Origin of the sequence: Streptomyces sp. NPDC051963 (assembly GCF_044593495.1) — a bacterium.
Classification (GTDB): domain Bacteria; phylum Actinomycetota; class Actinomycetes; order Streptomycetales; family Streptomycetaceae; genus Streptomyces.
This window is the reverse complement of the sequence record NZ_JBIUCC010000001.1, coordinates 1,476,856-1,499,166: the sequence shown is the minus strand read 5'-3', so window position 1 is coordinate 1,499,166 and position 22,311 is coordinate 1,476,856. Positions and strand designations below refer to the sequence as shown.

At 70.1% G+C, this 22,311-nt stretch carries 14 protein-coding genes; 8 read left to right on the top strand and 6 right to left on the bottom strand.

Annotated elements, in window-relative coordinates; translation table 11 throughout:
• Positions 1–93 precede the first annotated feature (93 nt).
• The 5 genes from ACIHFB_RS06450 to ACIHFB_RS06430 form a co-directional block, all read right to left on the bottom strand.
• A complete protein-coding gene (locus ACIHFB_RS06450) occupies positions 94–2,046 on the bottom strand; it encodes an APC family permease (RefSeq protein ID WP_365270937.1) in 1,953 nt (650 codons plus the stop codon).
• 287 nt (positions 2,047–2,333) lie between these two features.
• On the bottom strand, positions 2,334–3,122 hold the full coding sequence (locus ACIHFB_RS06445) for a GNAT family N-acetyltransferase (protein WP_400125549.1): 789 nt from the start codon (positions 3,120–3,122) through the stop codon (positions 2,334–2,336).
• Positions 3,123–3,316: 194 nt separating this feature from the next.
• The gene (locus ACIHFB_RS06440; protein ID WP_400125548.1) at positions 3,317–4,138 is read right to left on the bottom strand and encodes an SDR family NAD(P)-dependent oxidoreductase; all 822 of its coding nucleotides are present in this window, start codon (positions 4,136–4,138) and stop codon (positions 3,317–3,319) included.
• Between the two features lie 326 nt (positions 4,139–4,464).
• The gene (gene kdpB / locus ACIHFB_RS06435) at positions 4,465–6,618 is read right to left on the bottom strand and encodes a potassium-transporting ATPase subunit KdpB (RefSeq protein ID WP_400125546.1); all 2,154 of its coding nucleotides are present in this window, start codon (positions 6,616–6,618) and stop codon (positions 4,465–4,467) included.
• Between the two features lie 431 nt (positions 6,619–7,049).
• Positions 7,050–8,624: a Na+/H+ antiporter gene (locus ACIHFB_RS06430; RefSeq protein WP_365270925.1), complete on the bottom strand. Its 1,575-nt coding sequence runs from the start codon at positions 8,622–8,624 to the stop codon at positions 7,050–7,052.
• A 237-nt stretch (positions 8,625–8,861) separates the two neighbouring features.
• Between ACIHFB_RS06430 and ACIHFB_RS06425 the strand changes: the two genes are divergently transcribed.
• Positions 8,862–11,354 (top strand): ATP-binding protein, encoded by a 2,493-nt coding sequence (locus ACIHFB_RS06425; RefSeq protein ID WP_400125543.1) that lies wholly within the window; start codon positions 8,862–8,864, stop codon positions 11,352–11,354.
• A 123-nt stretch (positions 11,355–11,477) separates the two neighbouring features.
• On the opposite strand, the gene ACIHFB_RS06420 is transcribed toward ACIHFB_RS06425, so the two are convergent.
• Complete coding sequence (locus tag ACIHFB_RS06420) at positions 11,478–12,035, bottom strand: hypothetical protein (RefSeq protein WP_365270919.1); 558 nt, start codon at positions 12,033–12,035, stop codon at positions 11,478–11,480.
• Positions 12,036–12,292: 257 nt separating this feature from the next.
• Here ACIHFB_RS06420 and ACIHFB_RS06415 point away from each other — a divergent pair, with 257 nt between their 5' ends.
• From ACIHFB_RS06415 to ACIHFB_RS06385, 7 genes are all read left to right on the top strand, one after another.
• Positions 12,293–14,134 (top strand): APC family permease, encoded by a 1,842-nt coding sequence (locus ACIHFB_RS06415; RefSeq protein ID WP_400125540.1) that lies wholly within the window; start codon positions 12,293–12,295, stop codon positions 14,132–14,134.
• A 258-nt stretch (positions 14,135–14,392) separates the two neighbouring features.
• The gene (gene kdpF, locus ACIHFB_RS06410; RefSeq protein ID WP_016434100.1) at positions 14,393–14,482 is read left to right on the top strand and encodes a K(+)-transporting ATPase subunit F; all 90 of its coding nucleotides are present in this window, start codon (positions 14,393–14,395) and stop codon (positions 14,480–14,482) included.
• 8 nt (positions 14,483–14,490) lie between these two features.
• On the top strand, positions 14,491–16,155 hold the full coding sequence (gene kdpA, locus ACIHFB_RS06405; protein WP_365270913.1) for a potassium-transporting ATPase subunit KdpA: 1,665 nt from the start codon (positions 14,491–14,493) through the stop codon (positions 16,153–16,155).
• Positions 16,152–18,281, top strand: coding sequence for a potassium-transporting ATPase subunit KdpB (gene kdpB / locus ACIHFB_RS06400; protein ID WP_365270910.1), 2,130 nt, complete (start codon positions 16,152–16,154; stop codon positions 18,279–18,281). The genes kdpA and kdpB (ACIHFB_RS06400) overlap by 4 nt, the downstream gene beginning before the upstream one ends.
• 5 nt (positions 18,282–18,286) lie before the next feature.
• A complete protein-coding gene (locus tag ACIHFB_RS06395; RefSeq protein WP_365270907.1) occupies positions 18,287–18,955 on the top strand; it encodes a potassium-transporting ATPase subunit C in 669 nt (222 codons plus the stop codon).
• A gap of 112 nt (positions 18,956–19,067) precedes the next feature.
• On the top strand, positions 19,068–19,751 hold the full coding sequence (locus tag ACIHFB_RS06390) for a response regulator transcription factor (protein ID WP_365270904.1): 684 nt from the start codon (positions 19,068–19,070) through the stop codon (positions 19,749–19,751).
• Between the two features lie 2 nt (positions 19,752–19,753).
• Positions 19,754–22,297, top strand: a complete 2,544-nt coding sequence (locus tag ACIHFB_RS06385; protein ID WP_400125538.1) for a DUF4118 domain-containing protein — start codon at positions 19,754–19,756, stop codon at positions 22,295–22,297.
• Positions 22,298–22,311 lie beyond the last annotated feature (14 nt).

The window sequence follows — 22,311 nt, the reverse complement described above, 5'->3', positions numbered from 1 at the left end:
GGGTGTCCACCCCCAATGCCGGGGCGCCTGCCCCTCAATTTCGGCGCCCTGCCCTCAATCCCCGCGCCCGCGACATGATCGCGGCGCCCGCGCTCAACCCGTGTGGACGCGAGGTCGGCGGGTGCGGTTTGGTTCTGCTTCTCGTAGGACCTCGCGGGTGGTGGGGGCTACCTCGCCCTGGCCGAAGAGGAAGAAGCGGAGGAAGTTGGTGAAGGGGTTGCCTTCGGTCCACTCGAAGTAGATGTGGGGGATGCAGCCGGTGGTGTCGCGGACGTTGAGGAGGAGGGCGGCGAGGGCGTTGGAGACGGAGGAGGACTCCAGGGTGAGGACGCGGTAGCGGTTGTGCATGACCTCGCCGCGGACGGTGAGGCCGGATTCGAATTCGGACGGGTCGGTGACCGTGACCTCGACGAAGACGAAGTCGTCCTGTTCGGAGAGGTCGTTGTCCTCTCGGATCTGCTCGATCTTGTCCCGGTACTCGGCCTTGTCGCGGGCGTCGGGCTCGTTGGCGATGAACCGGATCTTGCGGCTGGCGACATCCCGGATGAATCGTTCCGCCATGTCGTCCATCGTCACGCTGGTCACGCGGAGCTCGAAGGCGCGGGCCAGTCGGGAGGCCAGGGAGAGGATGATGATGCCCGCGATGAAGCAGGCGCCGATCTTCACGCCGTCCGGGCGCTCGATGACGTTGACGATCGTCGTGTAGAGGAACACCGCCGAGATCACGGCGAAGCCGATGGTCCAGTTGCGCTGGCCCGCCTTGCGGGCGGCGATCGTCACGGCGATCGCCGCGGAGCTGATCAGCACCAGGACACCGGTGGCGTAGGCGCCGCCCTGCGCGTCGACGTCGGCGTCGAAGATCCAGGTCACCAGGAAGGCGATCAGGGTGAAGACGATCACCATCGGGCGGACCGCGCGGGCCCAGTGCGGGGCCATGCCGTAGCGGGGCAGGTAGCGCGGCATGAGGTTGAGCAGGCCGGCCATCGCGGAGGCGCCGGCGAACCACAGGATGGCGATGGTCGAGACGTCGTAGACCGTGCCGAAGCCGCCGCCGAGGTACTCGTGCGCCAGGAAGGCGAGGGCGCGGCCGTTGGCCTGGCCGCCCTCCTCGAACTCCTTCTCGGGGATCAGGAGGGTGGTGATGAAGCTGGTGGCGATCAGGAAGCAGCTCATGATCAGGGCGGCGGTGGTGAGGAGCTTCTTCGTGCCCCGGATCCGGCCCTTCGGGTCTTCCTCGGTGTCGCCCGAGTCGCCCTTGACGTGCGGCATCACGGCGACGCCGGTCTCGAAGCCGGAGAGGCCGAGGGCGAGCTTCGGGAAGACGATCAGGGACATGCCGATCATGACGAAGACGTTGCCGTGCTCGGCGGTCAGGGCGCTCGACCAGTCGGTGACGACGTGTCCCTCGGTGGCGACGTGCCACAGGCCGACGATCACGACGACGACATTCAGCGCCAGGTAGAGCCCGACGAGGGCGACGGCGACACCGATCGCCTCCAGGAAGCCCTTGAGGAACACCGCGCCGAGCAGCGCGACGAGCACAAGCGTGATCAGCATCTGCTGGTCGTGCAGGGCGCTGTTCAGATGGGGGTTCTCCACCAGGTGGGTGGAGGCGTCCGCGGCCGAGAGCGTGATGGTGATCAGGAAGTCGGTGGCGGCGAAGCCGAGCAGGGTCAGGACGAACAGCTTGCCCTTCCAGAAGGTGAGCAGCCGCTCCAGCATCGCGATCGAGCCCTGTCCGTGCGGGCTCTCCTCGGCCACCCTGCGGTAGACGGGCAAGGCGCCCGCCAGGGTGACGATCACGAGGATGATGGTCGCGACGGGCGACAGCAGGCCGGCCGCGAGCGCCGCGATGCCCGGCTGATAGCCGAGGGTCGAGAAGTAGTCGACGCCGGTCAGGCACATCACGCGGTACCAGTGCTGGCCCTCGTCCGCCTTCGGTTCGGCGCTCGGTGCGTGCTGCGCGCCGGCCTTGCCCATGTCGGACAGGCCCTCCAGCATCCAGGCGCGCAGGCGACTGGGCGGGGGGTGTTCCGTGGTGGCCATCGGCGTGCTCCTGATGTGCGGCTGGGAGTCCCCCACGCCCTCAAGGCAGCGGGGGAGTGTGGATCCGGCCATCACGCGGACGGCGGCACCAGCGTAAGCGGAGAGTGACGCCCGGGCCCACGGATGACGGGGCCGGAGGCGTCAAGCTTGCGTTAAGACTGGCCGTGTTGCCGTGGGTTGCACATCAGGAAGTGAACTCCAGCAGCCCATTTGCCGCCGCTGCGCTGTATGGGGGAGGTCCGGTCCCGGTGATCGGGGGCGGGCACCCAGCGTCATGTCGTACGCCGTCACCTGCCCGCCCTGAAGGTGAGCCGGTCGCGGGAGACAGGGCTGCCGACCGCGTAGTGCACATACTCGCGGACCAGTCGGAAGCCGGCGGTCCAGGCGAGCAGGCGGCCGGCACGGTTGAGAACGGAGCAGTTCCAGCTGGGGGTGCGGTTGCGGGCGGAGATGTCCTCGCAGAGGGCGTTGACGCAGGCCAGGGCGAGGCGGTGGCGGCGGTGATCCGGAGCGGTGAAGACCGCGACGTCCTCGTGACTGCTGCCTCGGAAGTAGGTGCAGGCGACGGCCAGGATGCGACCCTTGCGGCTCAGCGTCGCCCAGCCGTGTCCGGAGGCGGCGAGGCCGAGCGGGCCGCCCCAGCTGGCCGAGAGCCATGAGGCGTCCGGGCCGAGGTCTTCCAGCGCGTCGGTGTCGGCCGGTTCCAGTCGGCGCAGGGTGATCCCGAAGGGGACTGCGGCGGGCTGTGGTTCGGTCTGCCGGGTCCAGATCATGCGCTCCCAGGGGGTGAGCCGTTCGAAGGCGGCGCCGAGTGCGGGCAGGAAGCGCTCGGGGGCGTCGATGCGACTGCCGGCGAGGGGGGCGAGGTCCTCCGGTGCGAGGACGTCGGGGGTGCCGCGCAGGACGACGTAACCGGCGCACGACGTGGCGACGACCCGTGGTCGGACGGGCCGGTCCGCCCACCAGCGGCCGACGCCGGTGGCGAGCACGTGCTCGCCGATGGCGGCGGGGCCGGGTGTGCCTGCGGGGAACCAGCGGGTGAGGGCGGGGAGGTGATCGGGAGAGAGTTCGAGCATGGACGCCTCGCGGATGGGTGACGGGAGAGGGCGGGCGAGCGGGAGCGTGTGCTCCGCATCGCCCGCCCCTGGATGACGGCCCGGACTAACGCTGACCGGCCTTGCTGCCGTGGTTCGCCTTCTTCTTGCGGCGGGCCCTCTTCTTGCGGGCGCGCTTTGACATGTACGTCAACTCCCTTGCTGTGATGTGAAGTTCAAGTGGTGCTGCGGCCCACGAGCAGGTCGGCGAGCTTGTTGAGGCGCTTGACCGTGCGGTCCTCCCTGGCGGCCGGGGCCGGGTCGACGCGCTCGGCGCGGTCGTAGTAGGCGCCGTTGACGATCTCGACGGCCGGGTCGCACAGGCGGACCACGTGGGCGGCGCCCTGGGCGGGGGTGACGCCTTCATGGGCGTAGAGCGGGAGCAGTGCGGTGTCGCAGACGCCCGGGTGCACGGAGACGGCGGTGACGCGCGGGTCGGCCGCGAACACCGTCAGGGCCAGCTGGGACTGGGCGTAGGCGGCGAGCCGGGAGTAGCGGCGGGCGCGGTTGGGGTCGGCCCACGAGATGTTGGCCGTGCGGTGCAGCGACGAGGACACGTTGACCACGCGGCCGCCCGGGTCGGTCATGAGCGCCGGTTCCAGCAGGCACGTCAGCAGGTAGTGGGCCAGGAAGTTGACCTGGAACGCGATCTCGTTGCCGTCGGCGGTGATGGTGTGCCGCTCGGGGGCCGCCATGCCCGCGTTGTTCACGAGGACGTCCAGGTGCGGGTGTTCGGCGACCACCTTGCGGGCGAGGGTCTCGACCTCGTCGAGGCGGGTGAAGTCGGCCGCGTACGTGCACAGTTGTGCGGGGTCGATGCCCGCCGTGGCGACCAGGGCGTCGGCGGCCGCACGGGCCTCCTCGGCGGTGCGGCCGTGCAGCAGCACGGTGGCGCCGCGCTCGGCGAGCTGTCGGGCGGTCTCGTGGCCGATGCCGGAGGTGGCGCCGGTGATGAGCACGGTGCGGCCAGAGAGGGAAGCAAGGTCGGAGTCAGACATGGTCCATCCGGAGGTACGGGCACGCGACGCGGCCCCCTTCAAGGGGCGGCGGACGTGCGGGTGGGAAAGGGGCGAGGGGCGCCGGACCGAATCACGGCGCCCCTCGGGTCACGGAACGAGCGTCAGCAGGACGCGATCGTCTCCGGGCAGCGCGGCGCACGACGGAGCGGCCGAGTGGGACTCGGCGGCCGGTCGAAGAGAAGCCAGGCGCTGTTCACAGGTTCCATGGAAGCCGTCCCGCACGCCCCGGACAAGCTCGACGACGGTTCCCTGACGCCCTTCTGACGTGCGCATACGTGTCCTTGACGACCGGCACGCGCAAGTCGTCAGCCGAGACCCGGCACCCCTGAGATCAGCACGTCGATCAGTTTGATGCCCACGAAGGGCAGCACCAGACCGCCGAGCCCGTACACCAGCAGGTTGCGGCGCAGCAGGTCGTGCGCCGACGAGGGTGTGTACCGCACGCCCCGCAGAGCCAGCGGGATGAGCGCCACGATGATCAGCGCGTTGAAGATGATCGCCGAGGTGATCGCGGAGGTCGGGCTGTGCAGGCCCATGATGTTCAGCGCCTCCAGGCCCGGGTAGGCGCCCGCGAACATCGCCGGGATGATGGCGAAGTACTTGGCGACGTCGTTGGTGATGGAGAACGTGGTCAGCGCACCCCGGGTGATCAGCAGTTGCTTGCCGATCTCGACGATCTCGATGAGCTTCGTCGGGTTCGAGTCGAGGTCGACCATGTTGCCGGCCTCCTTCGCGGCCGACGTACCCGTGTTCATGGCCACCCCGACGTCGGCCTGGGCCAGCGCGGGGGCGTCGTTCGTACCGTCGCCGGTCATCGCGACCAACTTGCCGCCCGACTGCTCGCGCTGGATCAGCGCGAGCTTGTCCTCGGGGGTCGCCTCGGCCAGGTAGTCGTCGACGCCCGCTTCTTGCGCGATGGCGCGGGCGGTGAGCGGGTTGTCGCCGGTGATCATGACCGTGCGGATGCCCATGCGGCGCAGTTCGGCGAAGCGTTCGCGGATGCCGTCCTTGACGACGTCCTTGAGGTGGATCAGGCCGAGGACACGCGGCCCGTCCCAGTCGTGCACGGCCACCAGCAGCGGCGTACCCCCGGACGCGGCGACCGAGTCGGCGAAGTGCCGTGCCTCGGACGGGACGTGACCGCCGTACATCTGGACCCAGTCGATCACCTGCTGGGCGGCGCCCTTGCGGATGGCGCAGACGGCGCCGTTGTCCCAGCGCAGGTCCACGCCGCTCATACGGGTCTGGGCGGTGAAGGCGACCCAGCGGGCGTTCGCCAACTCGCCCTCGGCTGGCTCCCGCAGGCCGTACTGCCGCTTGGCGAGTACGACGACGGAGCGGCCCTCGGGCGTCTCGTCGGCGAGGGAGGAGAGCTGGGCGGCGTCCGCGAGCTGCCGTTCGTCGGTTCCGGGGAGCGGGACGAAGGCGGCGGCCTCGCGGTTGCCGAGGGTGATGGTGCCGGTCTTGTCGAGGAGGAGGGTGTTCACGTCGCCGGCGGCCTCGACCGCACGCCCGGACATCGCGAGCACGTTGCGCTGCACCAGGCGGTCCATGCCCGCGATGCCGATCGCGGAGAGCAGCGCGCCGATCGTCGTCGGGATGAGTGTCACGAGCAGAGCGACCAGCACGGTCGTCGACTGGGCCGCCTTCGCGTACGCGGCCATCGGCTGGAGCGTGACCACGACCAGGACGAAGACGATCGTGAGGGCGGCCAGCAGGATGTTGAGGGCGATCTCGTTCGGCGTCTTCTGCCGGGAGGCGCCCTCGACCAGGGCGATCATGCGGTCCAGGAAGCTGTGGCCGGGGCGGGCGCTGACCCGCACGACGACCCGGTCGGACAGGACGGTCGTACCGCCCGTGACGCCGCTGCGGTCGCCGCCGGATTCGCGGATGACGGGCGCGGACTCGCCGGTGACCGCCGATTCGTCGACCGCCGCGATCCCGTCGACGACATCGCCGTCGGCCGGGATCATCTCGCCCGCCTCGACGAGCACGACGTCCAGCGGTTTGAGGTCGGTGGCGGCGACGGCCTCGGTGCGGGCCGTTCGCACGTTCGTGCCGTAGCGCCAGTCGAGCAGGCGCAGGGCGACCGTGTCCGTACGGGCCCTGCGCAGCGACTCGGCCTGGGCCTTGCCGCGGCCCTCGGCGACGGCCTCGGCGAGGTTGGCGAAGATCACCGTCAGCCAGAGCCAGACGCTGATGACCCAGGTGAAGACGGCCGGGTGGAGCAGAGCCGACAGCGTGGTCAGAACCGCGCCGACAGAGACCACGAACAGCACCGGATTGCGGACCAGGACCCTCGGGTGCAGCTTGCGCAGCGCCTCGGGGAAGGACCGGACCAGCTGGGCGGGTTCGAACAGTCCGCTCTGGGCGCGGCGTCTCGCTCCTGACGTCGATCCGGGCCGGGGGACGCGCTGGGGGCGGGACGGCGGGGCCTGCTCGGGAGCAGCGGGAAACATGGGGACCTTCGTGCCTCGGTGGGGGAACGGGGCGCCGCGTACCGGGGCACGCCGGCGGACCCTTCCGGCTGACAGGGACGTTGGCCGCGGGGACCGTGCGGTGCCGGGGCCCCGGCACCGCACGGCAGCGCACGGTCGTCGGCGATGGGACGACGAGAGGCCGTGCGCCGGTGCCCGCCTCGGACAGGGCACAGGGCCGCCTTCGAGCAGATTCGGATGAGGTTTCCGGAGCCGTGAGGCCACTGACGCCCGCGGCCTCAGCGGCGGCCGTCAGGGAATCTAGTCGTCCGCGTCGCACGAACGGCCCTGCTCAGCAAGGAATTTGCGGGTTCCTGACGCGGCGGGCGGTCCCGCCGTCAAGGCCACGTCAAACGCGGCTGAGGATACGTCAGGAGCGCGTCAATGCTGGTGTTGCCGCCCTGCCCGCCGAGCTATGCGTCGGCCAGGCGGGCATCCTCCAGATCGAGGGAGCGCTGCATGCGGCGGCGGGTGGTGTCGCTGATGGCGTGCTCGTCGTAGAGGCGCTGGAGTTCTACCGATTCCACCGCTATGAGGTCGCGCCGCAGCTGGCGGTAGACCAGGTCGGCGGACTCCGCGGTGGCCACCTGCCCGTTGTGGTCCGAGAGACGGTCCCGCGCGTCGTCCAGGCGGGCGGTCAGTCCGCGGCGGAGCCGGTCGAGGACGACGTCGGGCACGGCCTCCAGCTCCGAGAGTTCGTCCAGGCGGCGCAGGCCTGCTTCGGCGATGGAGCAACGGGCCGCCGTCTCCTCCCGTTCCGTGTGGTCGGGCTCCAGGGCGATGCCGGAGGCGCGGACGACGGGGGCGAGTGTGAAGCCCTGGACGACGAGGGTGACGACCACGACCGACGTGGTGAGGACGAGGACCAGCGGACGCTCGGCGAGGTCGGCGCCCGACTCCGTGGCCACCGGAATCGACAGGGCCGCCGCCAGCGGCACCACGCCCCGGGTGCCCGCCCAGGTCAGCACCACCGGGATCCGCCAGTTCATCCGGCTGATCCCGCCCTTGCGCTGCACCACCGCCGAGAGCGGCGCCAGCCACAGCAGTCGTACGGCGATGAGTGTGCCGGCCACCGCCAGCGCGTACAGCGGCCAGGCCCGGTCGTCGTCGGACAGCGCCCGCACCTGCTCGGGCAGCGCCAGGCCGATGAGCGAGAACACCACGCTCTCCAGCAGGAACACCACGGTGCCGTACACGGCGTGCAGTTGGAGTCTTATGCGTGCGCTGGTGAGTCTGTCGCCGGTGCTGCCCAGGACGACGCCCGCGACCACCACCGAGGTGACACCGGACGTGTGCGCCGCCTCCGCCAGGACATAGGCCGCGTACGGCGTGACCAGGGAGATCACCGTCTCCAGGACGGGATCCTCGGTGCGCCGGCGGATCAGTGCGACCACGCCCGCGACCGCGGCGCCGATCAGCGTGCCGCCGCCCGCGAGCACCAGGAACTCGGAGCCCGCCGTGCCCCAGTCGGCCGCCGCGGACGCCACGGCGACACCCACCGCGACCCGGAACAGGACGAGCGAGGTCGCGTCGTTGAAGAGACTCTCCGCCTGGACCAGCACCTGGACCTTCGGCGGCAGCGCGAGCCGTCGGCCCAGTGCCGTGACCGCGACGGGGTCGGTGCTGGCCAGGACCGCGCCGAGCACCAGCGCCATCTGCCAGGACAGCGGCGTCACCGCCGAGGCCACCGCGGCGACCGTCGCCGCCGACGCGAGGACAAGCCCGACCGAGAGAATCCCGACCGGCTTCCACACCAGCCGGAGCTCCCGCCAGGGCAATTCCTCGGCGCTGGCGTACAGCAGCGGCGGCAGCACGACCAGGCTGATGATCTCGGGGCTGATCTCGATCCGGGGGGTGCCGGGCAACAGCGCCACGGAGAGTCCGGCGACCACGAGCAGGGAAGGGGCGGGGATGCGCCATCGGCGGGCGAAGGTCGCTACGACCGTGGCGAGCACCACGAGTGCGAGAACCGTGCCGACGCTGCGCATGCCGTCCCCCTGGGGCGTTGTTCACGGAGCCACGTCGGCTCCACGCCGACCAGGCTTCCCGGCACACCGCTGTCACTCTATCGACACGGGCTGTGTCAAGGCAGTGTCAAGGTCCACGTGAGCCGCGCCAAGGATCCGCTAACGGCCGTGCCGACCGGCCCGGAAAGGGGCTTCGGTGAGAGCAGACACCGGTCTCCTCAGAGGAGTTGAGCCAGTGAGCGGAGCGCTACGGCTGCGATGAATGACGTAAGGCCCGGACGACTGAAGGTCTACCTCGGGGCCGCTCCCGGCGTCGGCAAGACCTACCGGATGCTCGACGAGGGGCGGCGCCGGGCCGCCCGCGGGGCGGATGTGGTGGTGGGGTTCGTGGAGTGCCACGGGCGCCCGCGCACCGAGCGGATGCTGGACGGGCTCGACGTGCTGGCCCGGGCCCGGTGCGAGTACCGCGGCGGGGTGTTCCCGGAGATGGACGTGGACGCCGTACTTCAGCGGCGGCCCGCGGTCGCGCTGGTCGACGAACTGGCGCACACCAACGTCCCCGGCGGCGGACGCAATCCGAAGCGCTGGCAGGACGTCGAACGGCTGCTGGCCGCCGGGATCGACGTCATCACGGCTGTCAACATCCAGCACCTGGAGTCCCTCAAGGACGTGGTCGAGAAGATCACCGGGGTGCCGCAGCACGAGACGGTGCCCGACGAGGTCGTCCGGCGTGCCCATCAGATCGAGCTCGTCGACATACCGCCCGAAGGGCTGCGCCGCCGTATGGCGCACGGGAACATCTACGCGCCCGAGAAGATCGACGCGGCCCTCGCCAACTACTTCCGGCAGGGCAATCTGACGGCGCTCAGGCAGCTGGCGCTGCTGTGGGTCGCCGACCGGGTGGATGAGGCGCTCCAGCTCTACCGGGCCGAGCATGCGATCGGCGGGGTGTGGGAGACCCGGGAGCGGGTCGTGGTCGCGCTGACCGGCGGGCCGGAGGGCGACACGCTCATCCGGCGGGCCGCCCGGATCGCCGACCGGTCGGCGGGCGGCGACCTGCTCGCCGTGCACGTCGCCCGCAGTGACGGCCTGGCCGCCGGGGTGTCCCATGCGTCACTGGCCCGGCAGCGACGGCTCGTCGAGGACCTCGGCGGCAGCTACCACTCGGTCGTCGGCGACGAAGTCGCCACCACACTCGTGGAGTTCGCCCGCGCCGAGAACGCCACCCAGCTCGTCCTCGGCTCCAGCAGGCGTGGGCGGCTGGAGCGGTTTCTGACCGGGCTCGGCACGGGTGAGACCGTCGTGGCGCTCTCCGGCGACATCGACGTCCACCGGGTCACGCACGAGCGCGCGGGACGCGGCACCCTCCTGCCGTCGCGCCGCCGCACGCTGTCGACCGCCCGGCTGATCGCGGGGCCGGTCGCCGGACTCGTGCTGCCGGTGCTGCTCACCATCTGTCTGGCGCAGGTGCGCGACACCGTGAACCTCACGAGTGACGCTCTGCTGTTCCTGCTCGCGGTGGTGGGTGTGGCCTGCATAGGCGGTGTGGTCTCCGCGGTCATCGCCTCCGTCACGGCGTCCCTGCTGCTCAACTACTGGTTCATCCCGCCCATCGGCCACTTCACGCTGGACGATCCGAACGCGCTGGTGGCGGTGGCCGTCTTCGCGGTGGTGGCCGCTGTGGTCGCCGCCGTCGTGGACCGCTCCCTGCGCCTGTCGCGCCGTTCGGCCCGCGCCACCGCCGAGGCGGAGACCATGTCCTCGCTCGCGGGCAGCATCGTGCGCGGCGGCCAGACGATCCCGGCGCTGCTGGAGCGGACCAGGGAGACCTTCGGCATGTCGTCGGCCGAACTCGTCGACCAGCCGCCCGATGCCGACGGGGTCACCGCCGTCCCGGCGGGCCCCGGTGCCTGGCTGGTGCTGCGCGGCCGGACGCTTTCGTCGTCCGAACGGCGGGTCCTCGCCGCCTTCGCCGCGCACGTCGGATCCGCGGTCGAGCGGGCGCGGCTCGCCGAGGCCGCCGCCGAGATCGAGCCGGTCAAGGCCGCCGACCGGATGCGTACGGCGCTGCTGCGGGCCGTCGGCCACGACCTGCGCACGCCGCTGGCCGCGGGCTGGGCCGCGGTCGCCTCGCTGCGCAGCCGGGACGTCGAGTTCTCCGCCGAGGACCGTGACGAACTCCTCGCCACCGCCGACGAGTCCATGGCCAAGCTGAACCGTCTGGTGGAGAACCTGCTCGACCTGAGCCGCCTGGAGGCGGGCGTGCTCAAGCTGAACCTCCGGGCCACCGCCCTGGAAGAGGTCCTTCCGGCGGCGCTGGGCGACACCCCCGACGCTGAGATCGAGACCGGGGACATGGAGGGGATTCCAGCGGTGCTGGCCGACCCGCCACTGCTGGAGCGGGTGATCGCCAACCTGGTCGCCAACGCCGCCCGCCACAACCCGCCCGACCGCAGGGTCCTGATGACCGCCAGCGTGCTGGCGGGCCGGGTCGAACTGCGGGTCGTGGACCGCGGCCCCGGGCTGCCGCAGACGGGCCGGGAGCGGCTCTTCGAACCCTTCCAGCGGCTCGGCGACAACGACAACACCACAGGACTCGGCCTGGGCCTCGCCCTCGCCCGCGGGCTCACCGAGGCGATGAACGGCACGATCGCGCCCGAGGACACGCCGGGCGGTGGGCTGACCATGGTCGTGTCCCTCCCACTGGCCGAGACGCAGGCGTCGGTTCAGCGGTCTGCGCCGGCCACGTGATTCGTGGGGGTGTGCCGGTCGGGTTGTTGGTCGGTTGGCTGCGGGTTCGTTGTGGCTGGTCGCGCAGTTCCCCGCGCCCCTTTGGGGCGCTGCGAACCCGGCGTCGGGGGGAGTGGGCAGGGGCTAGTCCAGGCCCGAGGCCTTGAACACCGTCTGGGCTGTCTCTCGGTCGATGCGGTCCGCCACCCGGCGTAGCGCCGTCGCCCCGCACAGCAGGGTGCCGGCGGCCACGGAACGCTGGGTGTCCTCGTCGAGCCGGTGCCAGAGGTCGGGGTTGTTCACGAGGACCCGGGGGTCGATCTCGACCCGGGAGCCCGACTTGTCCCGCAGCACCAGCCGCTGGGCGACGCCGTCGAGGCAGCGGACCGACACGAGCAGGTCGGTCCGGACCCGCCGGGTGCGCAGCAGGCGGCGGGATTCGAGCAGGCCCTCGCTCGCGGTGATCCGGGCCGGGCACAGGACGACGAAGAGCAGGGCGGCGAGGGCGAGCCAGAGGGCGCCGCGTCGCGGGGTGAAGGTGTCGGCGCCGAAGTCGACCAGGAGCAGCAGCCCGAGCAGTACGGCCGAGCAGCGGAGCGAGCTGTACAGCTCCGGCTTCCACTGGCGGTCGTACACCTGCGGACCTGGCGGCCGCATGGGGGTGCTGAAGACGTCGGGTCGCGCGTCGTCGCGGTGTGCCATGGTGCCGACGCTAGAGACCGCCCGGGTTCGGACAACCCGCCTTGATACGACTCTGACGGGTCGTCGGCAGTTCTTGACGGCCCCACAGCGCGCCGCCTGGGTCACACCCCCGTCAAGGTGCCGTCAAGGTCAGCCGGTTCCGCGCGAAGAACGCGCAAGGAGCGGCCGGCGGCCATGTGATCCGGACAGAACCTGGGTGCACCGCGCGCGGCGTCCCACGCGCGGTCGTTCCACCCCGTACGAAGGAGCACGCATCCATGTCCGTTCTGACCGCCGAACCGGACGCCGTCCCCGCAGGTGAGGAACCACCGGATACCGGTGAGCGCCATCGCCTCACCGCTGTCACCGGCCTGGCCGCGCTGTCCCTGGACGCGATGGCGTCGGTGGCGTACGGGCCCGAGGCGATCGTGCTCGTCCTGGCCGCCGCGGGCGCCCACGGACTCGGCTTCACCCTGCCGGTCACGCTGGCCATCGCGGGCCTGCTGGCGGTGCTGGTCGCCTCGTACCGGCAGGTGATCGCGGCCTTCCCGGACGGCGGCGGTTCGTACGCCGTCGCCAGGACGCACCTGGGCGCACGTACGAGTCTGGTCGCCGCGGCCTCGCTCGTCCTGGACTACGTCCTGAACGTCGCTGTCGCCGTCACGGCGGGTGTGGCCGCGCTGACCTCAGCGTTCCCGGAGTTCTACGACGAGCGGCTGTGGCTGTGCCTGGTGGTGCTGGTGCTGATCACCGGCGTGAACCTGCGGGGCATCGTGGAGTCGGCGAAGGTGTTCATCGTGCCGACCGTGATATTCGTCGGCTCGATCCTGATACTGATCGCCGTCGGCCTCTTCCGCTCCGAACCCGTGAGTACCGCGACCGCCCAGGGACACGCCTCCGTGCTCGCCGACAACGCCACGACCGTCGGTGCCCTGCTCCTGCTGAAAGCCTTTGCCTCCGGGTGCAGCGCCCTCACCGGCGTCGAGGCCATCGCCAACGCCGTCCCCTCCTTCCGCGTCCCGCGCGCCAAACGGGCCCAGCGCGCGGAGGTCGCCCTCGGCGCCGTGCTCGGCCTGATGCTGATCGGCCTCTCGGTGCTGATCTCCCGCTTCCACCTCCAGCCGGTCGAGGGCGTCACCGTCCTCGCCCAGCTCGCGGACGCCTCCCTCGGCCACAACTGGGCTTTCTACGTCATCCAGTTCGCGACGATGATCCTGCTGGCCCTCTCCGCGAACACCTCCTTCGGCGGCCTCCCCGTCCTGCTGAAGCTGCTCGCCCGGGACAACTACCTGCCGCACGTCTTCGCCCTCAAGGCCGACCGCCAGGTCCACCGCCACGGCGTGCTCACCCTGGCCCTGGTCTCCGCCGCCCTGCTGGTGTTCTCCGGCGGCGACACCAACACCCTCGTGCCGCTCTTCGCCATCGGCGTCTTCGTCGGCTTCACCATCGCCCAGGTGGGCATGGTCCGGCACTGGCGCCTCGAGCGCCGGCCCGGCTGGCAGGGCAAGGCGCTGCTCAACGGCTTCGGCGCTCTCCTCACCGGTGTCGCCGCGGTCGTCGTCACGGCGACCAAGTTCGAGGAGGGCGCCTGGCTGATCGTGATCGCTCTGCCGCTGCTGGTGGCGGCCTTCGAGACCGTGCACCGCGCCTACACCCGGATCGGTGAGCGCCTCGGTCTCGGCCGCATCCCGCAGACCCCGCACCGCGACCGCTCGGTCGTGATCGTGCCCGTCTCCTCCCTGTCCCGCCTGACGTCCGAGGCCCTGACCGCCGCCGCGTCACTCGGCGACGAGGTCCGTGCGGTGACCGTGTGCTACCCGGATCCCGAGGACCGGGCCGCGCTCCATGCCCTCGAGGCCGCGTGGGCCGAGTGGGACCCAGGGGTGCCCCTGGTCCGGCTGAACTGCGAACGCCGCTCCCTGGGGCGTCCCATCGCCGCCTACGTCCGTGAGGTCACCGCAACGGAACCAGCCACCCGGGTCACCGTGCTGATCCCGGAGACGGAGCCGGAGCGGCTGTGGCAGCGGCTGCTCCAGAACCAGCGGGGCGCGGTCGTCGCGCACGCCGTACGTCGAGACACGGATGCAGTCATTTGTCGGCTGCGGTTCCGGCTGTCCTGAGCGTCCCATTGCGCTGTACGGCTGCGCGGGCATGCGGGTCACCGCAGGTGCCGTAAGAGTCGCGTCAAAGACGTGTGCGCCGCCGTAAGGGACCCGTCAACGACGGCCGAATCCGGCCAGAAAGACGGTTTCCTCTAACCGTCCTAGTCCAATCCGAACCTCATTCCAGGAGCTCACGATGGCCGATCTGGCCTTCGTCGTCATCACGGTCGCGGCCTTCGCGCTGGTGGCCCTTGCCGCCAAGGGGGTGACGAAGCTGTGACTGCCGAGAACATCGTCGGCCTTGTCGTGGCCGTTGCCCTGCTGGGCTATCTCGTCCTCGCCCTGATCTTCCCGGAGAGGTTCTGAGACACGATATGGGTCCCGTACTCGCCGGCATCCTCCAGCTGCTCGCTCTCATAGCGGCACTGGCGCTCGCTTACATCCCCCTCGGCAACTACATGGCCAAGGTCTACTCCTCCGACAAGCACTGGCGCGTCGAGAAGTGGATCTACAAGGGCATCGGCGCCAACCCCAACACCGAGATGCGCTGGCCCGCGTACCTGCGCGGTGTGCTGGCCTTCTCCGCGGTCGGCGTCCTCTTCCTCTACGCGCTACAGCGGCTCCAGGGCGTGCTGCCCGGCTCGCTCGGCTTCTCCTCGATCGACCCGGACCAGGCGTTCAACACCGCCGTGTCCTTCGTGACCAACACCAACTGGCAGTCGTACTACGGCGAGCAGGCCATGGGCCACGTCGTGCAGACCGCCGGGCTGGCCGTGCAGAACTTCGTGTCGGCCGCGGTCGGTATCGCCGTCGCCGTCGCGCTGGTCCGCGGCTTCGCCCGCTCCCGCACCGGTGAGCTGGGCAACTTCTGGTCCGACATGGTGCGCGGTGTCGTCCGCATCCTGCTGCCGGGCGCCGCGATCGCCGCGATCGTGCTGGTCGCCTGCGGTGCCATCCAGAACTTCTCCGGTATCCACGAGGTCGGCCAGTTCATGGGCGGCCAGCAGCAGTGGAACGGCGGTGCGGTCGCCTCGCAGGAGGCCATCAAGGAACTGGGCACCAACGGCGGTGGCTACTTCAACGCCAACAGCGCCCACCCGTTCGAGAACCCCACCCCGTTCTCCAACCTCTTCGAGATCTTCCTGCTCCTGGTCATCCCGTTCGCGCTGACCCGCACGTTCGGCGTCATGGTCGGTTCGATCAAGCAGGGCTACGCGATCCTCGCGACCATGGGCACCATCTGGCTCGGCTTCATCGGGCTGATGATGTGGACCGAGTTCGCCCACCACGGCCCCGCGTTCGACATCGCCGGCGGGGCGATGGAGGGCAAGGAGACCCGCATCGGTGTCGGTGCCTCGTCGATCTTCGCGGTGTCGACCACCCTGACCTCGACCGGAGCGGTGGACTCCTTCCACTCCTCGTTCACCGGTCTCGGCGGCGGCATCACCATCCTCGGCATGCAGCTCGGTGAGATCGCGCCCGGTGGTACCGGCTCCGGCCTCTACGGCATGCTGATCATGGCGATCATCGCGGTGTTCATCGCCGGTCTGATGGTCGGCCGTACCCCCGAGTACCTGGGCAAGAAGATCGGCACCCGCGAGATCAAGTTCGCGGCCTGCTACATCCTCATCACCCCGGCGCTGGTCCTCATCTTCACCGCCGCGGCCATGGCCCTGCCCACCCCGGGCAACTCGATGACGAACTCGGGCGCGCACGGCTTCTCCGAGATCCTGTACGCCTACAGCTCGGCCGCGAACAACAACGGTTCGGCCTTCGCCGGACTGAACGCGGACACGCAGTGGTTCAACACCACCCTGGGCCTGGCCATGATGTTCGGCCGCTTCCTGCCGATGGTGTTCGTGCTGGCGCTGGCCGGCTCGCTCGCCGAGCAGAAGCCGATCCCGGCCACCGCGGGCACCCTGCGCACCGAGAAGCCGCTGTTCACCGGCCTGCTGGTGGGCGCGATCCTGATCATCACCGGTCTGACCTACTTCCCGGCCCTCGCGCTGGGTCCGCTGGCCGAGGGGCTGGCGTCATGACCACCCGCATAGAGAAGCAAGAGGACTCCATGTCCACAGCCACCCCGACCAGGGCGCCGCACAGCGACGTACCCACCGGGCACAAGGACGAAGGGCGCGTCGGCGCGGGGCTCTTCGACGCCAGGCAACTGCTGAAGTCGCTGCCCGACGCGTGCCGCAAACTCGACCCGCGGGTGATGATCAAGTCCCCCGTGATGTTCGTGGTCCTCGTCGGCTCGGTGCTGACGACGATCTTCTCCTTCAAGGACCCGAGCGACTGGTTCGGCTGGACGATCAGCGCCTGGCTCTGGCTGACGGTGATCTTCGCGAACCTCGCGGAGGCCGTCGCCGAGGGCCGCGGCAAGGCGCAGGCGGACACCCTGCGCAAGGCCAAGACCGACACGGTGGCCCGGCGGCTCAACGGCTCCGTCGAGGAGCAGGTGCCCGGTACCGAGCTGAAGGTCGGCGACCTGGTCGTCTGCGAGGCGGGCGACATCATCCCCGGCGACGGTGACGTCGTCGAGGGCGTGGCCAGCGTCGACGAGTCGGCCATCACCGGTGAGTCGGCTCCGGTCATCCGTGAGTCCGGCGGCGACCGCTCGGCCGTCACCGGCGGTACGAAGGTCCTCTCCGACCGCATCGTCATCAAGATCACGACGAAGCCGGGCGAGACCTTCATCGACCGGATGATCGCGCTGGTCGAGGGCGCCGCGCGCCAGAAGACCCCCAACGAGATCGCGCTGAACATCCTCCTCGCGTCTCTGACGATCGTCTTCCTGCTGGCGGTGGCCACCCTGCCGCCGCTGGCCGACTACGCGGGCACCAACCTGACCATGGTCGTCCTGGTGGCCCTCCTGGTCTGCCTCATCCCGACCACCATCGGCGCCCTGCTCTCCGCGATCGGCATCGCGGGCATGGACCGGCTGGTGCAGCGCAACGTACTCGCCATGTCGGGCAGGGCAGTCGAGGCCGCTGGCGACGTCTCGACACTGCTGCTCGACAAGACCGGCACCATCACGCTCGGCAACCGGCAGGCCGCCGAGTTCGTGCCGGTGCACGGCACCACGGAGGCCGAACTCGCGGACGCCGCCCAGCTGTCGTCGCTGGCCGACGAGACGCCCGAGGGCCGCTCCATCGTCGTACTCGCGAAGGAGAAGTACGGGCTGCGCGAGCGTCACCAGGGCGAGCTGGCGGGCGCCGAGTGGATCGCCTTCACCGCCCAGACCCGTATGTCGGGTGTGGACGTCGACGGCCGCAAGATCCGCAAGGGCGCCGCCGGTTCGGTCATCACCTGGGTCCGGGAGCGGGGCGGCGAGGTCTCCGACGACGCCGACACCCTCTCCAACCGGATCTCCGAGGCCGGCGGCACCCCGCTGCTGGTCGCCATCGAGGACTCCGAGGGCGCCCGTGTGCTGGGTGTCATCCACCTCAAGGACGTCGTCAAGGACGGCATGCGCGAGCGGTTCCACGAGCTGCGCCGCATGGGCATCAAGACGGTCATGATCACGGGTGACAACCCGCTGACCGCCAAGGCGATCGCCGAGGAGGCGGGCGTCGACGACTTCCTCGCGGAGGCGACTCCCGAGGACAAGATGGCGCTCATCAAGCGGGAGCAGGCCGGCGGCAAGCTGGTCGCGATGACCGGTGACGGTACGAACGACGCGCCGGCGCTGGCCCAGGCCGACGTGGGTGTGGCCATGAACACCGGTACCTCGGCCGCCAAGGAGGCCGGGAACATGGTGGACCTGGACTCCAACCCCACCAAGCTCATCGAGATCGTCGAGATCGGCAAGCAACTGCTGATCACCCGGGGCGCGTTGACGACGTTCTCCATCGCCAACGACGTCGCGAAGTACTTCGCGATCATCCCGGCGCTGTTCGCGGCCGTCTACCCGGGCCTGGACAAGCTCAACATCATGGACCTGTCCTCGCCCGACTCCGCGATCCTGTCCGCGGTCATCTTCAACGCGCTGATCATCATCGCGCTGGTCCCGCTCGCCCTGCGAGGTGTGCAGTACCGGCCCGTCAGCGCCGACAAGATGCTCCGCCGCAACCTCGGGATCTACGGCCTCGGCGGGCTGATCGCCCCCTTCATCGGCATCAAGATCATCGACCTGCTCATCTCCCTCATCCCTGGAATCGGCTGATCGCCATGAACAACTCGGTTACGAACACCGCCCGGTTGCTCGGGGCGGGCCTGCGTGCCCTCCTCGTGCTGACCCTGGTGACCGGCGTCATCTATCCGCTGGTGATCACCGGCGTCGCGCAGGGTCTGTTCAACGGCAAGGCGAACGGCTCTGAGATCAAGGCGGAGGGCAAGGTCGTCGGCTCGTCCCTGATCGGGCAGTCGTACAACCTGCCGCTGAAGAAGGGCGAGGAGACCCCGGCGCCCGATCTGAAGTGGTTCCAGGGACGTCCGCAGAACGGCCTCGGCACCAACAGCGTCAACACCCAGTACAAGCTCATCCTGTCCGGCGCGACCAACCGGTCCGGTGACAACGAAGAACTCATCCAGTGGGTGAAGGACGCCAAGGCCGCGGTCATCAAGGACAACTCGACCGCCGACTACAAGGTCAAGGCCTCCGAGGTGCCCGCCGACGCGGTGACCTCCTCCGGCTCCGGCCTGGACCCGGACATCTCCCCGCAGTACGCGGACATCCAGGTCCACCGGATCGCCGAGCAGAACGGTCTGTCGGTCAACCAGGTCCAGAAGCTCGTCGACGAGAACAGCACGGGCCGCACCCTCGGCTTCATCGGCGAGCCCCGCGTGAACGTCCTCGAACTCAACATCGCCCTCAAGGAACTTGTGGCGAAGAGCTGATGGCGTTACCCGACCAGCGCGGGAGCCGGCGGCCCGGAACATGTCCCGGTTCCGCCGGCTCCCGCCGTCCTGAAGCCCACAAGCCCCCGTACGACCGGAAAGGCGTCCACCGATGACCCGCGTGCTGGTGGTGGAGGACGACCCTCAGCTCGTCCGGGCCCTGGTGATCAACATGCAGGCACGCCAGTACGGAGTGGACGCGGCGCCCGACGGTGCCACGGCACTGCGGCTGGCCGCGGCACGCCAGCCCGACGTCGTGATGCTCGACCTCGGACTGCCCGACATGGACGGCGTCGACGTGATCAAGGCGCTGCGCGGCTGGACACGCGTGCCGATACTCGTGCTGTCCGCCCGCCAGGCGTCCGACGAGAAGGTCGCCGCGCTGGACGCGGGAGCCGACGACTACGTCACCAAGCCGTTCAGCATGGACGAGTTGATGGCCCGGCTGCGGGCGGCGGTCCGCCGCACCGAGGACGGCCCGGCCACGTCCGAGCCGACGCTGGTGGAGACGGACGGGTTCACCATCGACCTGCTCGCCAAGAAGGCCGTCCGCGGCGGGCGCGACGTGCGCCTGACACCGACCGAATGGCATCTGCTGGAGATCCTGGTCACCAACCCCGGCCGGCTCATCACGCAGAAGTACCTGCTCCAGGAGGTCTGGGGGGTGTCCCAGCGCAACAAGACCAACTACCTGCGCGTCTACATGGCCCAGTTGCGCCGGAAATTGGAAGCGGACCCCGCGCACCCCCGTTACCTCATCACCGAACCCGGCATGGGTTACCGCTTCGAAGGATGAACATGGCACGCGGCAAGCTGCGGATATATCTCGGTGCGGCACCGGGCGTGGGCAAGACGTACGCGATGCTGTCCGAGGCGCATCGGCGTGTGGAGCGGGGCACGGACTGTGTGGTGGCCTTCGTCGAGCACCACAAGCGGCCGCGTACCGAGGTGATGCTGCACGGTCTGGAGGAGATCCCGCGCAAGGAACTGGAGTACCGCGGCACCGTCTTCACGGAGATGGACGTGGACGCGGTGCTGGCCCGGCATCCGCAAGTGGTACTTGTGGACGAACTGGCCCACACCAACATCCCCGGGTCGCGCAACACGAAGCGCTGGCAGGACGTGGAGGAGTTGCTGGCGGCCGGGATCGATGTGATCTCGACGGTGAACATCCAGCACCTGGAGTCGCTGGGTGATGTCGTGGAGTCGATCACGGGGGTCCGGCAGCGGGAGACGGTGCCGGACGAGGTGGTGCGGCGTGCGGATCAGATCGAGTTGGTGGACATGTCGCCGCAGGCGCTGCGGCGGCGGATGGCGCACGGCAACATTTACAAGTCGGACAAGGTCGACGCGGCGCTGTCGAACTACTTCCGGCCCGGGAATCTGACCGCGCTGCGCGAACTGGCGCTGCTGTGGGTCGCGGACCGGGTCGACGAATATCTCCAGCAGTACCGCAGTGAGCACCGGGTGTCGGCGATCTGGGGTTCGCGGGAGCGCATCGTGGTCGGGCTGACCGGCGGCCCGGAGGGGCGGACGCTGATCCGGCGGGCCGCCCGTCTTGCCGAGAAGGGCGCCGGCGGTGAGGTGCTGGCGGTCTACATCGCCCGCAGCGACGGCCTGACCTCCGCCTCACCCAAGGAACTCGCGGTCCAGCGCACGCTGGTGGAAGACCTGGGCGGCACCTTCCATCAGGTCGTCGGTGAGGACGTCCCGGTGGCGTTGCTGGACTTCGCCCGTGGTGTGAACGCCACCCAGATCGTCCTCGGCGTCTCGCGGCGCAGGAGCTGGCAGTACGTGTTCGGGCCGGGTGTCGGTGCGACGGTCGCCCGGGAGTCGGGTCCCGACCTCGACGTCCACCTGATCACGCACGACGAGGCGGGCAAGGGACGGGGACTGCCCGACGCCCGGGGCGCGCGGCTCGGACGGCTGCGGATTCTGTGGGGCTGGGCAGTCGGTGTGCTCGGCCCCGCGCTCCTCACCGTCCTGCTCACCGGCGTCGCGCCCGAAGTCGGCCTGGCCAACGACATGTTGCTGTATCTGACGCTGACGGTGGCCGCCGCCCTGCTCGGCGGACTGCTGCCCGCGCTGGCCTCGGCGGTGGTGGGCTCGCTGCTGCTGAACTGGTTCTTCACCCCGCCGGTCCACACCTTCACGATCGCCGACCCGAAGAACATCGTCGCCATCGCGATCTTCGTGGGTGTGGCGGTGTCGGTGGCGTCGGTGGTGGATCTGGCGGCCCGGCGTACGCAGCAGGCGGCCCGGTTGCGGGCCGAGTCGGAGATCCTGTCGTTTCTGGCGGGCAATGTGCTGCGCGGTGAGACGAGCCTGGAGGAGCTGCTGGAGCGGGTGCGGGAGACCTTCGGTATGGAGTCGGCCGCGTTGTTGGAGCGGCAGAGCGACGTGGAGCCGTGGACGTGCGCGGGCAGTGTGGGGCCCCGGCCGTGTGTGAATCCGGACGACGCGGATGTGGATGTGCCGGTGGGCGACCATATGGCGCTGGCGTTGACGGGGCGGGTGCTGCCGGCGGAGGACCGGCGGGTGCTGGCCGCGTTCGCCGCGCAGGCGGCGGTGGTGTTGGACCGTCGGCGCCTGCGGGAGGAGGCCGACCAGGCGCGGGCGCTGGCCGAGGGCAATCGGATCCGGACCGCGTTGCTGGCGGCGGTGAGCCACGACCTGCGCACTCCGTTGGCGGGGATCAAGGCGGCGGTGTCCAGTCTGCGTTCCGAAGACGTGGCGTGGTCCGAGGAGGACCAGGCGGAGCTGCTGGAGGGCATAGAGGAGGGTGCCGACCGCCTCGACGGCCTGGTGGGCAACCTGCTCGACATGTCGCGGCTCCAGACCGGCACGGTGACTCCGATCATCCGGGAGATCGACCTGGACGAGGTGGTGCCGATGGCGCTGGGCGGGGTGCCCGAGGACAGCGTGGAGCTGGACATCCCGGAAACCCTGCCGATGGTCGACGTGGACAAGGGGTTGCTGGAGCGCTGCGTGGCCAACCTGGTCGAGAACGCCGTCAAGTACAGTCCCACGGACATGCCGGTGCTGGTCTCGGCGAGCGCCATCGCCGACCGGGTGGAGGTGCGGGTGGTCGACCGCGGGCCCGGCGTCCCCGACGAGGCCAAGGAACGTATCTTCGAGCCCTTCCAGCGCTACGGCGACGTCCCGCGCGGTGCGGGCGTCGGCCTCGGCCTGGCGGTCGCCCGCGGTTTCGCCGAGGCGATGGACGGCACGCTGGACGCCGAGGACACCCCCGGCGGCGGCCTCACGATGGTGCTCAGCCTGCCGACGGCACGACGACGCCGTCCGGAGCAGCCGGATGTCCCGGCCACCGCCGTCTCCTGACCGACCGGGTTCCG

What these genes read in the sequence shown, in the direction of transcription:
- ACIHFB_RS06450 (WP_365270937.1), bottom strand. Translation starts at nt 2,046, where the DNA reads ATGGCCACCACGGAACACCCCCCGCCCAGTCGCCTGCGCGCCTGGATG.
- ACIHFB_RS06445 (WP_400125549.1), bottom strand. Translation starts at nt 3,122, where the DNA reads ATGCTCGAACTCTCTCCCGATCACCTCCCCGCCCTCACCCGCTGGTTC.
- ACIHFB_RS06440 (WP_400125548.1), bottom strand. Translation starts at nt 4,138, where the DNA reads ATGTCTGACTCCGACCTTGCTTCCCTCTCTGGCCGCACCGTGCTCATC.
- kdpB (WP_400125546.1), bottom strand. Translation starts at nt 6,618, where the DNA reads ATGTTTCCCGCTGCTCCCGAGCAGGCCCCGCCGTCCCGCCCCCAGCGC.
- ACIHFB_RS06430 (WP_365270925.1), bottom strand. Translation starts at nt 8,624, where the DNA reads ATGCGCAGCGTCGGCACGGTTCTCGCACTCGTGGTGCTCGCCACGGTC.
- ACIHFB_RS06425 (WP_400125543.1), top strand. Translation starts at nt 8,862, where the DNA reads ATGAATGACGTAAGGCCCGGACGACTGAAGGTCTACCTCGGGGCCGCT.
- ACIHFB_RS06420 (WP_365270919.1), bottom strand. Translation starts at nt 12,035, where the DNA reads ATGGCACACCGCGACGACGCGCGACCCGACGTCTTCAGCACCCCCATG.
- ACIHFB_RS06415 (WP_400125540.1), top strand. Translation starts at nt 12,293, where the DNA reads ATGTCCGTTCTGACCGCCGAACCGGACGCCGTCCCCGCAGGTGAGGAA.
- kdpA (WP_365270913.1), top strand. Translation starts at nt 14,491, where the DNA reads ATGGGTCCCGTACTCGCCGGCATCCTCCAGCTGCTCGCTCTCATAGCG.
- kdpB (WP_365270910.1), top strand. Translation starts at nt 16,152, where the DNA reads ATGACCACCCGCATAGAGAAGCAAGAGGACTCCATGTCCACAGCCACC.
- ACIHFB_RS06395 (WP_365270907.1), top strand. Translation starts at nt 18,287, where the DNA reads ATGAACAACTCGGTTACGAACACCGCCCGGTTGCTCGGGGCGGGCCTG.
- ACIHFB_RS06390 (WP_365270904.1), top strand. Translation starts at nt 19,068, where the DNA reads ATGACCCGCGTGCTGGTGGTGGAGGACGACCCTCAGCTCGTCCGGGCC.
- ACIHFB_RS06385 (WP_400125538.1), top strand. Translation starts at nt 19,754, where the DNA reads ATGGCACGCGGCAAGCTGCGGATATATCTCGGTGCGGCACCGGGCGTG.